Source organism: Hyunsoonleella pacifica (genome assembly GCF_004310335.1).
Classification (GTDB): Bacteria; Bacteroidota; Bacteroidia; order Flavobacteriales; family Flavobacteriaceae; genus Jejuia; species Jejuia pacifica.
This window is the reverse complement of the sequence record NZ_SIRS01000006.1, coordinates 166375-181502: the sequence shown is the minus strand read 5'-3', so window position 1 is coordinate 181502 and position 15128 is coordinate 166375. Positions and strand designations below refer to the sequence as shown.

The following is a 15128-nucleotide window of genomic DNA, read 5'->3' as shown; positions in this document are numbered from 1 at the left end:
TTTTTAGGCAAAATGAGCATTTATAATAAATTTTACATTTTACTATATAAGGTTTCCTATTTTTATACGTCTATTAGAAAAAGAAATACAATGAAAAATTACATCATCCTTTTAATTATTACACTTACTTTTAGTTGTCAAAACACAGCACAAACTAACAAAAAACAAGAAGCTGTTATAAATGCTAAACCCATTGAATTACCTCTTGAAAACGGAAAAGCAAAAGCATATTTTGCTAGTGGTTGTTTTTGGTGTGTAGAAGCTGTTTACGAAAGTATAAAAGGGGTTGATGAAGTAATAAATGGTTATTCTGGAGGCCATACAGACAACCCAACTTATGCTGCTAGTAACACGGGAAGTACAGGACATGCTGAAGCTGTAGAGGTTATTTACGATCCTAAAGTAGTTAGTTTTGCAACGCTAGTTGATGCTTATTTTGCATCACAAAACCCTACACAGGTTAACGGACAAGGACCAGATAGAGGTTCTCAATACCGCTCTATTATTTTTTATCAAAATGACTCACAAAAGAAAATAATTTTAGAAAAAAAAGAGGCACTTGCTAAAAAATTAGATGCTAAAATTGCAGCCGAAGTATATCCTTTTCAAAAATTTTGGATTGGAGAAGACTACCATCAAAATTACGAAAGGCTTCATCCTAATAATAGTTACATTCGTAATGTATCTATTCCAAGATTAAAACGGTTTCAGGCTAATTTTCCTAAAGCGTTATTAAAGGAAAAACATTAATATAGAATATTACCCTAAGTAACAACAAACTAAAAAATCACTTAGGATATTTTTCTTTAATTTCTCGCACTAAACTCTCCAACCCATTTATTTTTAACTCATAAACTTGTAAAAGCATAGTACCCAATTTACCTTTAGGAAACCCTTTACCATGATACCAAACCACGTAATATTCTGGTAGATCAATTAAATAGCGATCTTTATATTTCCCATAGGGCATTTTGGTATGCGCTAAGTCTATTAAAAATTGTTTATCAGGTAACATTTAGTCTACAGATTTAAAATAATCTAACTTTTTCAATTCCTTTTTAATAAATGCTTCCCATGATAGCTGTATCTCTATATTTCTGGAAAAATCAGTCTCAGTATCATATTTATTTTGAAACGCAGCGAGTTCCTTATTGATATTTTTATGTATTTCCCTTAAGCGTTTAGCGACATCATTGGTAGTTTTTAATAAGCTTATACGCTTTCTAAATTTTCGGGCAAATAATTCAGTAATATCAAAGTGTAACTGTTCATGGCCTAGTACATGATCATTTACACTTTCAGGCTTATACCAGGATTGTTCTGGGTAAAAATGTGCATGCACCTCTGTTGAAAAGCTTATTACACGATTATCACTCTCTCTAATTGAAAAACCAAAAGTAATCCCAGAAGCCGTTATTGCAACTGCATTAATAGTATACTTTGGCTTTGCTTTAAAATCATTCCATACTAAACGGTAGTTATCATGCCAGGACATTACTGGTTCATCATTATACTGTACAAATAATAACAAACATATTACTAAAACAATCTTATGCACAGGGTTTAAAGTTTATAACTAAACGTCAAATACAATTGCCTTATTGCTTTAGCTCTACAACCTTAAGATTGTTATACCTTACAAGATAAACAGCATCGTTGTAGAAACCTCCAAACAATTTCTTCTTATAAGCAAATTTGTTTTCCACGTAAGCTGTTAATGGAGTATCATTAACAGACATGAATAAGTCTTCAGATGTTACCATTCTAAGCACAACATCCATAGTTAAATCAAACCCCTTTACTGCACGTCTTCCTGGAGTGATATTATAGAGTTTCTTATAATTCTTAATAAAAGTATTCTCATCATCTTCACTATAACTTTTAGAGGATGTAGCGAAAGTAAATTGTAATTTTGAAAGATGTGTATTATTTACCTCATCGCCTTCAAAAGCACCATTAAATTTGGTGGTAGCCAAGATAATTTCTGATTTTTCCACTTCAGGTTTTTCAGGATCTACTTTCAAATTCAAAGCTGCTAAAATACTAGTAGCTCCAGAGATAAAGCTTTCATTTTGTGTTTCTAAAAATACCAGATTCAAACCAGGTTTTAGTGCCGTTTCAATATCTTCTTTAGTTACAAAATACTCATCTTTACCCTCTTTATTTTTTCTAGAATACACAACTGTGCTCGTATTAAACTCCTGCTTTAAAGCATTAGCAATAGGCATATTTTTAGAATCTGCAATTATTATAATATTCTTTGGTAAGCTATCGGTTTTCACATAATGGATGATTTTTGCTTTAAGTAAATCATCAGAAGGTCTAGACTGAAACACATTATCATGAAGTTTAAGTTTCGTGCCAATTGGAGATACAACAGGAACATGATATTGTCTCAATTCATTCGAAACAATATTAAAATTCTTAGTAGTTAGCGGGCCAATTACAGCATCCACATTTTCAAAATTATTTTCCAATAGTATTCTAGATACAGCCGTATTTTGATACTTGGTATCATACACATCTAACTTAATAGAAACTCCAAGTTTTTTTAAAGAATCTACTGCAAGTAAAACCCCAGAATAAAAATCTAAAGAAGCATCTAAATAAGGATCTTTCTCAATACTTTTTTTAGTTCCAGATATTGAATCAAAATCAACACGATTCAGCCTAAACGGTAACATTAAAGCAACGTGTTTTGTATCAAAATCCTTAATACTATTTGCTAAATTAATAGCACCTGCTTCTTCTGCAATAATTCCCTCGGTAGCATCAGTAAACGGTATCTTTAATATCATCCCTACCTTTAAGCCGCTTTCTGCTAAACCTGGATTTAACTCTTCTAACGTTTCTTGTTCTAAACCTAACTTAAGTTTTAAACGGTAAAATCCTTCCTTAGGTAAAACTTTATAATAACTGTATTGCTCATCAATTGCTTTCTCCTCAGTCTTTTCAATATTAGGCACCTTAATTTCTTGTCCCTCTTGCAATACCTCCCCCATATCTGGGTTAATAGTTTCTAACTCAGCAACAGTAATTCCAAATTTATACGCTATACGCCATTTTCCTTCTTTAGGAAGTACTGTGTACATCTTGTATGCTTCAACCTCTTCTTCAACCTTAGTAATTTTAAAAATTGGTATTTGCAGTTTATCCCCTTTTCTTAAATTATTTGCATATAAAAATGTATTGTGCTTTTTTATATCTTCAATCTCTACATCATATTTTTGCGAAATTCCAAAAAGCGTTTCCTTACGTTTAGTTTTATGTTTTTTAAACCCTTGTAACTCCTTAGTTTCAGTAATCTTTGGTTTTTTTGCTTTAGAAATAGGAATTATTAAAATAGTGTTAGGCTTTAAACCTTTTTTGGCATCAGGATTTAAACCATAGATATCAGAAGGCGTTACATAATAGCGTTTAGCAATTCCCTCAATAGTTTCTCCTTTTTTTACCTGATGTGTACTGTAGTTTTGTGCATTTACAGAAGTTATTCCAAAAAATAATGAAACAATTAAAACTAATAAAAATCTATGCATTGTATTGTTTGTTTAATAGCTAACCTATACTAAATAGTTTATATACGTTATTTATTGTGTAAAAAGATTAATAACCTTTAAAATATTATTACATATAACATGCCAAATTTTTATGTGGGCGTTCCCCTCCTTAGGTCGGGTCGGGCTTTTCGTTGCAAGTCCTCGCACCTCCTTCGTCGGGCTGTGGGCTTTTCTCTACAATCCCTAACGCAGTTCAATCAGCAATTATCAGTTCAAAATCCAAGATATCAGATATTCAAGCTACCAAATCACTTAAGTGTACTACTCCCACTCTATAGTAGCAGGAGGTTTAGAACTTATATCGTAGACCACCCTATTTACACCTTTTACCTTGTTAATAATTTCATTTGATGTTTTTTGAAGGAACTCATAAGGTAAGTTTACCCAATCAGCCGTCATACCATCCGTACTTTCTACAGCTCTCAAAGCTACACATTTTTCATAAGTACGCTCATCTCCCATAACACCAACACTATTAACGGGCAATAACATAGCTCCTGCTTGCCATACTTTATCATATAAGCCCCATTCTTTTAACCCGTTAATAAAAATATAATCTACTTCTTGAAGCATCTTAACTTTTTCAGCAGTAATATCACCTAAAATCCTAATACCTAAACCAGGTCCTGGGAAAGGATGACGTCCTAACAATTCAGGGTCGATACCTAAAGTAGCACCAACACGCCTTACCTCATCCTTAAAAATTGCCCTTAAAGGCTCCACAATTTTAAGTTTCATAAAATCAGGTAAACCACCAACATTATGATGGCTCTTTATAGTTGCAGAAGGTCCCCCAGTAGCAGAGACACTTTCTATAACATCTGGATATATAGTGCCTTGTGCTAACCATTTTACATCTTCTAGCTTATTAGCCTCATCATCAAAAACTTCAATAAAAGCATTACCAATGGCTTTACGCTTTTTCTCAGGGTCTTCAACACCTTTTAAAGCAGCCAAAAATCGATCAGAAGCATCAACACCTTTAACGTTAAGTCCCATACCCTCGTACTGGTTTAAAACGCTTTCAAATTCATTTTTACGCAGTAAGCCGTTGTTCACAAAAATACAGTACAAGTTTTTACCAATAGCTTTATTTAATAAAACAGCAGCTACAGTAGAATCTACACCTCCAGACAACCCTAAAACAACTTTATCGTTGCCAACTTTTTCCTGAATAGCCTCAACAGTTTCCTCAACAAAAGACTGTGGTGTCCAATCTTGATGCAAACCAGCTATGTTCACTAAAAAGTTTTCTAACACTTGCTTACCATCAGTAGAATGGTATACTTCAGGGTGGAATTGAATAGCATAAGTCTCTTCCCCATCAATTCTGTAAGCTGCATTTTCAACATCATGCGTACTAGCAATTAAAACCCCATTTTCAGGAAGCTTCTTAATAGTGTCTGAATGACTCATCCAAACCTGACTACCTGTATTCACGTGTGCAAAAAACGGCTCATTGCCTTTAATAAAAGATAAATTAGCACGTCCGTACTCCCTAGTATTAGAAGGTGCCACCTCTCCACCAGAAAAATGCGCTAAATATTGAGCACCATAACATACAGCTAAAACTGGTTTTTTACCTCTAATATTAGATAAGTCTGGATGCAATGCATCCTCGCCTCTTACAGAATTTGGACTACCCGACAGAATCACTGCCTTGTACTCTTCTAAATTTATTGGAATTTTATTAAATGGATGAATTTCGGAATATATGTTGAGTTCTCTAACCCTACGCCCAATAAGCTGTGTGTATTGGCTCCCGAAGTCTAAAATTAGTACCTTATCATGTTGCATGCGCAAAAATAGGAATTGATTTTTTATTGGAAAGTTTGGGCAGTTTATTTTTTCAACAATTATTAAATATTATTTTTATTAAAAATAAATTGTTGCCCAATATGAAAAAGTTCATTTGTTCTACGCTTTTATTACTTATTCAATTTTACTTTCTACAAGCTCAAGATAAAAAGCTTATTGACAGTTTAAAGTATGAACTTGAACAAAGAAAAACTGATGACTCTACAAAAATTAGCATCTTAATAAATCTTAATAAAAATCTTAAATACTCTAAACCTGAAGAGGCAAAAGCCTATGCTTTAAAAGGTATAAAAATCTCAAATAGAATTGATAATAAGTTTGGTATTGCTGCATGCAACATGCATATAGGCGATTATTTTTTAAACAAAAGTGAAAATGATTCTGCTTTACACTATTACGCCATTGCAAAAAGAAACTTTCAAGATATTTCATACACAAGAGGGTTAATATTTATTAATCATGCCATTTCTATTGTTAAAGAAACATCGGGAGACTTAGATGAAGCAATTGCTATTACCAAAGAAAATTTAAAACTAATTGAAGAAACCGAAGATGATGATGACCCTTCTAAAATTAAGTTTATTGGATCACATCATGATGCGTTATCCATCCGTTATGCAGAAAAAGGTAACTACAAAATAGCCTTAAAAGAAGCTCTAAAAGCTTTAGAATGTTTTGAAAAAGCAAAAGATCCTAGAAGAGCTGGTGCCTTGGAACAAATTGGTATCATTCAATCTACTCAAAAAAATTATGAATCTGCACTAAAATATTATAAGCAAGCTGCAAAAATCTATGAGACAGAACATCAGGAATGGTCGCTAACTTATGTTAATACATCTTTAGGGTCTACATATAAAAACTTAGATGATTACGTTAATGCAAAAAAACATTACGATTTAGCTATAAAATATGCTAAAGAATTTGAAGATAAATTTGCACTTTCTGATGCACTAAATGCTGTGGCGGAATTAGAAATAGAAAATGAAAACTATGCTAAAGCGAAATCACTTTTTCTAGAAGTTAAAACTATTGCAGAGGAAGAAAGCTATCAACTTAACTTAGCTAATGCACTTCACGGATTATCTAAAATTTCATATAAGAACAAAAACTACGATACAGCACTAAAGTATAATTATGAAGCTATAGAACTTGCTAAACCTAACGACGCTCTCGCCTATTTAAAGCGCTTTTATCCTTACCGAGCTAAGATTCTACAAGCACAAAACAAGCACAAAGAAGCTATAGTATACCTTGATGCATCCCGAGAAGTTAATGACAGTTTATATTCCATTACTAAAACACAACAAATTGAAGAGTTAAAAACCATTTATGAAACCGAGAAAAAAGAACAACAAATAGCCTTACAGGAAGCAGAGATTAATCTATTAGAAAAAAAAGGAGAAGTTAATACGTTATATACTATCCTATTGGGATTAGGTTTATTACTAGCATTAATTGGTTTTTATGCCTTAAGGCAAAAGTTGAAAAGAAGTAAAACCGAAAAAGAAAAACTAAATCTTGAACTTGATTACAAAAAGAAAGAATTAACTATACATGCATTGCACTTAGCAAAGAAGAATGAACTTTTAGAAAACTTAAAACAGCAAGCTAAAACTTTTAAAACTTCTGAAAACTCTCTAAAAGGGTATAATCAATTAATTCGTACCATAAATTTTGATTTAAAAGGCGACAATAATTGGGATAATTTTTCTCGTTATTTTGAGCAAGTACATACGGATTTTAATACTAATGTTAAGCAGAAATTCCCAGAAGTAACATCAAATGAATTGCGATTAATGGCTTTATTAAAGATGAATTTATCTTCTAAAGAGATAGCTAACATCTTAAACATTTCTCCAGAAGGGGTTAAAAAAGCACGCTACCGATTACGTAAAAAATTAGACATAACCACTGAAGATTCTTTACAAGATTTAGTTCTTAATCTTTAGTGTACTAAATGGTTAGAATTGAAAACTCGCCATCTAACGGTTTTAAATTTTCTATTAGCCTTGGGATTAGCGATTGTCCATACTCCAAATAAAACTCTGAAAAATTAGCGTTACGTTCCTGCAAACTCCTATTAGGAAACAACTCATTTTGAAGTTCTGTCATTCTAGACACCTCATCGGAGAGTGCTTTCTTTTGTGCTTTTAACAACCGTTTTTCCAATTTCTCAAGCCCTTTTTGCTGTTTCTTCTCTTGTGCCTTAACAGCTCCGATAAAAGACTTATCGGTTTGTTCTGCAAGTGTAAGTAGATCTTCAAATTGAGCTTTTAAATACTCTTTTTGAGACGCAAAACTCAAATCAATATTAGAAATTTCACGCACTTTTTTATTGATAAAAGAATTTCGTTTCAAGAAAATATCTTCATCAGAAATATGCAAATTTTGAAGTTTTTTAGATTGTTTCTCTGTTTTAATTAAAACAGAGTTTCTCAACAATAATATAGGAAAAGAAACGCCTACTGCTTCAAAATAAGATTTTAACTGCATCCAATAGGCCAACTCTCCTCCACCTCCAATGTAACATAGATTTGGCAAAATTACTTCTTGGTATAAGGGACGCATAATCACATTTGGCGAAAATCGCTCAGGGTGGTCTTTAAGCTCTTTTTCTATCTCACTCTTGCTCCAAACTATTTGTGTGTTTAAAACTTTATAAACATCATCCTCTAAAACAATGCGCTCTCTTAAATTTTTATTTAGATAAAATAAGTTAATCTCTCTTGGGTTTACTTGAATCTTGTAGGAGTCATCAACTTGCGTAAGGCTATCATTTGAGGCGCTAACCGTTTTATACGACACCTGATTTAGGAGCTCCTTTTCAACATATGGTATAAACATATGTTTTAAACTAGCCTCGTTTGCATCCACAATAACCAAACCATAGTTCTTGAATAATTCATTGGCCAAATATCTCGTTGCATCTGCAAGATTGGTATGGTTTACATACGCATTTTTAAAAAGTTGCTTTAAATCCTTTGCATTGTTACTACTCCCCAAATCTTGTGAGAACAATTTTAAAACCTCATCTAAACCTTCGGTAGACAACTCTCCTACAGCTCCACTAGCCTTTTTATTCCATTGGAATTTTTTTCCTTTAAAATTAAAGTAGTTAATTTCCTCAAAATCATGATCTTCTGTGGCCATCCAATAAACTGGTACAAAATTATATTCTGGATATACTTCCTTTAGTTGATTTGTAAGGTTAATTGTTGAAACTATTTTATATAAGAAATAAAGCGGTCCTGTAAATAAGTTGAGTTGATGTCCTGTGGTTATCGTAAATGTATTTTCAGAATTTAAGCTTTCAATATTGTGGCTTGTAGATTCTGAAACTTTAAGATTTTGATACTGCTGCTTCAAAGCGTTTACTAAAGTAATTCTCGACTGTACCTGAACAGATTGCTTTTTCTCTTCAATTTGAGATTTAAAATTATCAATGGATGGAAAACGATGATAAAACGATTTTAGCTCGTCTTTTTCATCTAAATAATCACAAATTAATGATGAAAAATAACCAGTAGCTCGAAATGGTATGTACTCTTGCTGCATATATCACGTAATAGTCGTGTAAATATACAGTTATTACATTTTTTAAAATCTAAAAATTAAGTTAAGGCTTTTTTAAAGCACTCTAAATTGAAATAAACTAGACTCTGAAGTGTTTCCTGTAGCATCTCTAGTAACTATTTTCCAATGATAAATAGCTCCTGAACTTACAGTAACATCTAGCTGAGTTGCAGTAACGGCACTAGCATGAATATCTGGTGTATTACTTGTTCCTAAATATACATCGTAATTAACTATATCATCATCAACATCACTACCAGACCATATAAGAGTAACCGTACCTGCATTTACAGAAGCTGCCATGTCTGGAGCATTAATTGTAGCAGGAAAAGGTGCGTATGTCTCAACCCCTGGTCCTGAATTATAGAATTTCCAAGTTTCACTCTCTGCTGTTATAGTACCGCGTTTAGATTGTACATACCAAGAATATGGAGTTGCTCTATTTATTACAATTCCTATTTTATCTTCGGTAGTTTCTTCTTCAATAGTTGATCCATCAATTAAATTTGTGACAAAAATTCTATAACCATCTGCAACATCACTCGCTTCCCATTCAAAAAAGACAGTACTTTGTGTTGGTGTTATATTTGCTCCTGTATTACACAATTCATCCTTGTGAGGAAACTGTAAACTTACAGTTAGTTTATCTATTTCGCTAGGTTCTTCTGGGTCTACACTAATTGGATCTGGCTCTATAGTGGAAGGGTTGCTACATGCAAACACTAAAAAACTAAAACAAATTACATAAATTATCTTTTTCATTTCTTAACAATTTTAAAGTTAGAAATTGAATTTTTAGATGTTATAATCACAGTATACAAACCTGTTTTAAAATGCTGAGTATTTATAGTAACACTTCTCTTATCTTTCCGCTCTATTTGTCTATTTAAAACCATTTGCCCTATATAAGAAAAGACCTGTATCTCTACAACATCACTATCCATTTCTCCCAAGTAAATATTGATATTTTCTTGAAATGGATTTGGATATACTAACATTTCATCAGACAATAAAATACTTTCCTCATGAAAACCTTGACAAGGTAAATCTGTTGAAATTCTTATTGTGTTTTCTCCCTGTTCTAATTGTAGCGTTATAGAGGAATCTATGGTTGAAAATTGTAAACCATTAAAATCAATATTATAATTACTACTTCCAGACATAGTAAACGTTACTTCCTTACCTTTTTTACTTTTACCAGTAATGACATCCAAATTTTCAGGGTGATTAATTACAACATCAAAACACCTCTCAAAATTTGGTAACTCATCCGATGTAATACATAATCTATACGTTCCCGCAAGTAAGTTTAAAATATCTATTTCGTTAGTAAAGCTATATTCTCTATCAAAATCATCTCCAACTAAATGTGCTTTATATTGATAAAATTCTTTAGTAGTTATTCTTATTTTTCCATCGTTATTATTTAAACATGTTTCACTTGTAATTAGAATGGTAAAATTATCTTCTGGTAATGCTGAAAAGGTACAGCCAAATAAATCTACTGGTTCTCCAAATGGTGTTCCAGGACATAAGTCGTCCTCATTGGCTACGCCATCATTATCGGCATCGTCACAAACCGTTTGATAATTTGTTGTAGCATCCTTAAACCAATTATCATACAAACCATTAACATTGGAGATTACAGCAACAGGATCATCAACCAAAATACAGCTTAAGTCTGGATTATCCGAAGCATTAAATATCCTAAGAGTTTCATTGGCACCATTTTGAATATTCAATTTATCTTGGAATAACAAATTTGAAATACAAATCAGCTCGGTGAGTTTCGTATTCGAAGTAAAATCTAACTCTGTTAGTAGATTAAAAGAACAATTCAACTTTTCTAAATCTAAAAGTAAACTAACATCTAATGTTGCGAATTGATTATCAGCAATATTTAAATCTATTAAACCTAAATTCGAAGCTGTATTTATTTGGGTAATATTATTACCAGCTATATTTAGATAATTTAAATCTAAAAGATTTGAGGTATCTAAATCTGTGAGTTGATTTCCTGAAGCATCAATACCTACCAACTGTACATTATTACTCAAATCGACTACTTCAATTAAATTATTACTAAAGCTTAATGTTGTTAATGCTTCAAAATCTTCTATACCAGTTAAGTCTAAAATAGCCTTACCTTCTACATCTAGTGACTGTCTGTTTTTAATATTTGCAGTGGGTACGTAATCATCTAAGGGTGCTGTATCGTAACCCAAATCTATTAAAGCCTGCTCAAAATTATCATCCGGCACATAAGTTTCTCCAAAATGACAGTTTATAGCATACTGTGTAGTTACATCTTTTAACCACGTTACTCCTCCAGGAACCGTGCCATCGTCGGTTTGGATACAAGTTAAAACTGTATTGTTCTGGGCATTTAGATTCGTTAGATTACCATTTTGCCCATTTTGTAAATTTAAAACCTCCAATGCATTTGAAGCACAATTTAGATTTGTAATTGCAGGATTAGTACTGAAATCAAGTTCTACAATCTCGTTTTGATTACAGTCCAATACTTCAAGTGCTGGGATTAGACTAACATCAAATTCAGTAAAATCATTTTCGGAGATATTCACACTAACAACACCTGCGTTATTGGTTAAATCTAGATGCGTTAAAGTATTATTAGAACAGTTAATTTCAGTTAAATTTATATTACTACCCACATCTATGGTACTTATGGTATTGTTAGAGCAATTAAAAACCCGTAAAGCAGTAAAATCTTCTATACCTGTTAAGTCTATAATGTTGTTTCCGCTTATATCTAAATCAGTTACCACTTCTATAATTATGGTTGGTACATAGTCGTCTAAAGGAGCTATATCGTAACCTAAATCAATTAATGCTTGTTCAAAATTATCATCAGGTACATAGGTTTCTCCAAATTTACAGTCTATACTATATTCAGCGCTTATATCCTTTATCCAACTTGTCCCAATATTATTTACATCATCTACTTGAATACAGGTAAGATTAGGGTTATTGGTTGCCGAGAAATTAGATATATCATTATTTATTCCATTTTGGATATTTACGAATTCTATTTGGTTACCCGACACATTTATAGTGATGGTATCTGGACAAAAGTCTAGTGGATTGTTTAAGTTCTGCGCAGGACAGGTTCCTGTTCCCAACGTAGATAAATCCAAACCACCATTAATTCCATTATTGCTACAATTAAAGTTTTTAAGCTGATTTAAATTCGAGGCAAGCTCTAAAGATGTGAGTGCATTATTACTCACGTTTAATTCTATTAAACTTACATTTATACTTGTATTTAAATCTGTGAGAGTATTGCTGCTAACTGATAAATGCTTAAGCAAGGGTAAGCTATTTAATACTGTGTTTAATTGACTTATTTGATTATTGTCTAAAATTAAACTTTCCAGAACTACTGATGATAAATCATCTACTTCGGTTAGCTGATTTTGTGATCCTGAAAGTGCTATGAGGTTAGAATTGGCAGATAGGTTTATATCAGCTAGTTCATTATCTGAAAAATCTAAAACTTCCAGGGCCGTATTAGCGCCTATATCCAGCAAGCTTAACGCATTACTTCTACAATTTAAAGTTGTTAGTGCTAAGCATCTATTTACTTGTAGGGTAGAGAGCTCATTATTGTTACAGCTTATTGTGATTAACGTAGAGTTATCAGCTACATAACTAACAAAGCTTGATATTTTATTATTGTCGCAAACAACCTCTATTAAATTAGTGTTATTACTAATATCCATTACCCCTAATTTGTTGTTTGAGCATTCCAATATTTCTAAATTAGAATGTAATGAGATATCCAAATCGGCCAAATTGTTATCCGGACAAAATAGTTTGGTTAAATTAGGTGTAGCTGAAATATTTAATACACCGTTTGGGTTAGTTGTATTTGTGGTAAGGAAAAAATTTGAACCACAGAACAAGTTTTCCAGATTAACCATACCACTCACATCCAATTCATCTAAAAAATTATCACTACAATCTAGTTCTGTAAGTGACAAGAATGCCTGTATACCCTCCAGACTTTCAATATTTTTACCGCTTATACTTAAAGATGTTAAATATTCTATATTAGCAGTTAATACCTGATTATCCAATGGGCCAGCATCTATCCCTAAATCAATTAAAGCTTGTTCAAAATTATCATCTGGAATAGGCGTAAATCTATTAGTATCACAATCAGAGTTATAATTTGAAATGGGATCAATCGTCCAGCCTGCCGGAATATTACCTATCACAGCAGCATCAACATTAATACAAAACAAACTGGAATTAATGGTGGCATCAAAAAACGTGATGCTGGCGTTATTTCCATTTCTTATATCAACAAACTCTAAGGCATTATCACTACAGTTAATACTTGTTAATAACATATTTGCCACTAAGTTTAGCTCAACAATGGTATTATTTGCACAGTTAAAGGTTTGCAGGGCATCAAAGTCCTGAATTCCTGTTACATCAGCAATATCTCTACCACTAATATCTAAATCAGTTACCCCTAAAATATTACCTGTAGGCACATAATTATCTAATGGGGCTACATCATATCCCAAATCAATTAAAGCTTGTTCAAAGTTACCATCTGGAACATAAGTCCCACAATTCGTCGCATAATTTGCCGTTGCATCTATAGCCCAATTTACTCCAGCTGGCACTCCCCCCGTATCTGTTTCAACACAAGAAAGATTAGGATTATTCACAGCTGTAAAATTTGCTAAATTCCCATTTTGTCCGTTTTGAATATTTAATACTTCCAAAGCATTAGATTCGCAATTAAAATCTGTAATTGATGGATGATTGCTTAAATCTAAAAGCTGGATGGTGTTGCTGGAACAGTTTAAATCTTCTAGAGATACGTTTGTAGTGATATCTACACTGCTTATATTATTATTTGAAATATTTAAAACGGTTAATGCTGTATTAGCACTTAAATCTAGATGCTCTATATTATTACCAGAAGCATCTAAATTGGTTAAGAGTATATTATTTGAAATATCTAATTCTAAAATATTATTACCTCCACAATTTAGGGTTGTAAGTCCTGTAAAATCTTCAATACCCAAAAGAGTATCAATATTTAAATTAAATACATCTAGATTGTTAACAGCTACAATATTTGATGTTAAAACCAGATTATCTAAAACATCATCTAGAGCTAAATCGATTAAAGCCTGTTCAAAATTACCGTCTGGTACAAACGTGTAGTCATCTGTACAGGTAGCTTCAGAATAGTAGGTCCAATCATCCTTTACCCAATTAGTATTTGGTGTAAAACCAGAATCTACCTGTATACATGATAAATCTGGATTTCCTTCGGAAGTGAACGATGTCACTAAATCATTAAAACCATTAGCTACTATTAAAGACGATAATTGATTATTTGACACATTGATAATAGAGTTACCTTGGCAAATAGTTACAGGATCAGTTTGAGGGTCTGGGCAAATAGTTGTATTGATAGTACTTAAATCTAAACCCGTAATGGCATTATTTGAAGCATCTAATACTTTTAAATCCTCATTAGAGGATAAATTTAATGTTGATATTTGATTTGATGCACAATAAAGCCTTTCTAAATCTGAGTTATTATTGACAAGTAAAGTAGATATTCTATTACCTGAAACCCTCAATGATGTTAATGCCATGTTTTCACTAACATCTATATCTAAAATTCTATTGTTAGAACAGTTTACATCCTTTAATTGGGTGTTATTTCTAATATTAATTGAGGTAATTTGATTGTTTGAACAATCTAAATCCAGTAAATCTGTATTGGGAGCAATAATTAATTCTGATAATTGATTGAAACTACACACTAAAGATTTTAGGTTGACATTTCCAGAAACATCAATATCTAACATACTATTATTGCTACATATTAATACCTCTAAACTACTAAAATCTTCAATACCTGTTAAATCTACAATACCTAAATCGCTTATTATTAAAGATGTAACTCCTTCTATCCTATCCGTAAACACAGTACTATTGTTAGCTATACCATCTCCCATACTTGTTTCATCCCCAACATCAACCATTAAGCCATTGGCTGCATGTGTTTCGAGATAATTTTCGAAGTTAGCATCAAGAACAGTTGTGGTTTGCGACCACGATAAAAAAGTTGCACTAAATATTGACAAAAAAAACAGTAAAGTGGATCTACACATAATTTTCTAT

General features: G+C 32.2%; 9 protein-coding genes. 2 read left to right on the top strand and 7 right to left on the bottom strand.

The genetic code is table 11. The features are described from left to right. Positions 1-90 precede the first annotated feature (90 nt). Positions 91-750 (top strand): peptide-methionine (S)-S-oxide reductase MsrA, encoded by a 660-nt coding sequence (msrA, locus tag EYD46_RS15225; RefSeq protein ID WP_130938029.1) that lies wholly within the window; start codon positions 91-93, stop codon positions 748-750. A gap of 37 nt (positions 751-787) precedes the next feature. Here msrA and EYD46_RS15220 read toward each other — a convergent pair whose 3' ends face one another. The 4 genes from EYD46_RS15220 to guaA all read right to left on the bottom strand — a co-directional run bounded on the left by EYD46_RS15220 (position 788) and on the right by guaA (position 5354). Beyond that, positions 788-1015: a DUF3820 family protein gene (locus tag EYD46_RS15220; RefSeq protein ID WP_130938028.1), complete on the bottom strand. Its 228-nt coding sequence runs from the start codon at positions 1013-1015 to the stop codon at positions 788-790. Beyond that, positions 1016-1558: a DUF922 domain-containing protein gene (locus EYD46_RS15215; RefSeq protein WP_130938027.1), complete on the bottom strand. Its 543-nt coding sequence runs from the start codon at positions 1556-1558 to the stop codon at positions 1016-1018. It abuts the gene before it with no gap. A gap of 40 nt (positions 1559-1598) precedes the next feature. Continuing rightward, positions 1599-3536, bottom strand: a complete 1938-nt coding sequence (locus tag EYD46_RS15210) for a PBP1 and LysM peptidoglycan-binding domain-containing protein (RefSeq protein WP_130938026.1) — start codon at positions 3534-3536, stop codon at positions 1599-1601. Between the two features lie 282 nt (positions 3537-3818). Then, the gene (gene guaA / locus EYD46_RS15205) at positions 3819-5354 is read right to left on the bottom strand and encodes a glutamine-hydrolyzing GMP synthase (RefSeq protein WP_130938025.1); all 1536 of its coding nucleotides are present in this window, start codon (positions 5352-5354) and stop codon (positions 3819-3821) included. Between the two features lie 101 nt (positions 5355-5455). Here guaA and EYD46_RS15200 point away from each other — a divergent pair, with 101 nt between their 5' ends. After that, positions 5456-7324, top strand: coding sequence for a tetratricopeptide repeat protein (locus EYD46_RS15200; protein WP_130938024.1), 1869 nt, complete (start codon positions 5456-5458; stop codon positions 7322-7324). A 4-nt stretch (positions 7325-7328) separates the two neighbouring features. Here the strand turns inward: EYD46_RS15200 and bshC are convergent, their stop codons facing one another. From bshC to EYD46_RS15185, 3 genes are all read right to left on the bottom strand, one after another. Beyond that, positions 7329-8930, bottom strand: a complete 1602-nt coding sequence (bshC, locus tag EYD46_RS15195) for a bacillithiol biosynthesis cysteine-adding enzyme BshC (protein WP_130938023.1) — start codon at positions 8928-8930, stop codon at positions 7329-7331. Between the two features lie 72 nt (positions 8931-9002). Then, positions 9003-9710, bottom strand: coding sequence for a hypothetical protein (locus EYD46_RS15190; RefSeq protein WP_130938022.1), 708 nt, complete (start codon positions 9708-9710; stop codon positions 9003-9005). Further along, positions 9707-15118: a T9SS type A sorting domain-containing protein gene (locus EYD46_RS15185; protein ID WP_130938021.1), complete on the bottom strand. Its 5412-nt coding sequence runs from the start codon at positions 15116-15118 to the stop codon at positions 9707-9709. Before EYD46_RS15185 ends, EYD46_RS15190 begins: the two co-directional genes overlap by 4 nt. Between the last annotated feature and the right edge of the window lie 10 nt (positions 15119-15128).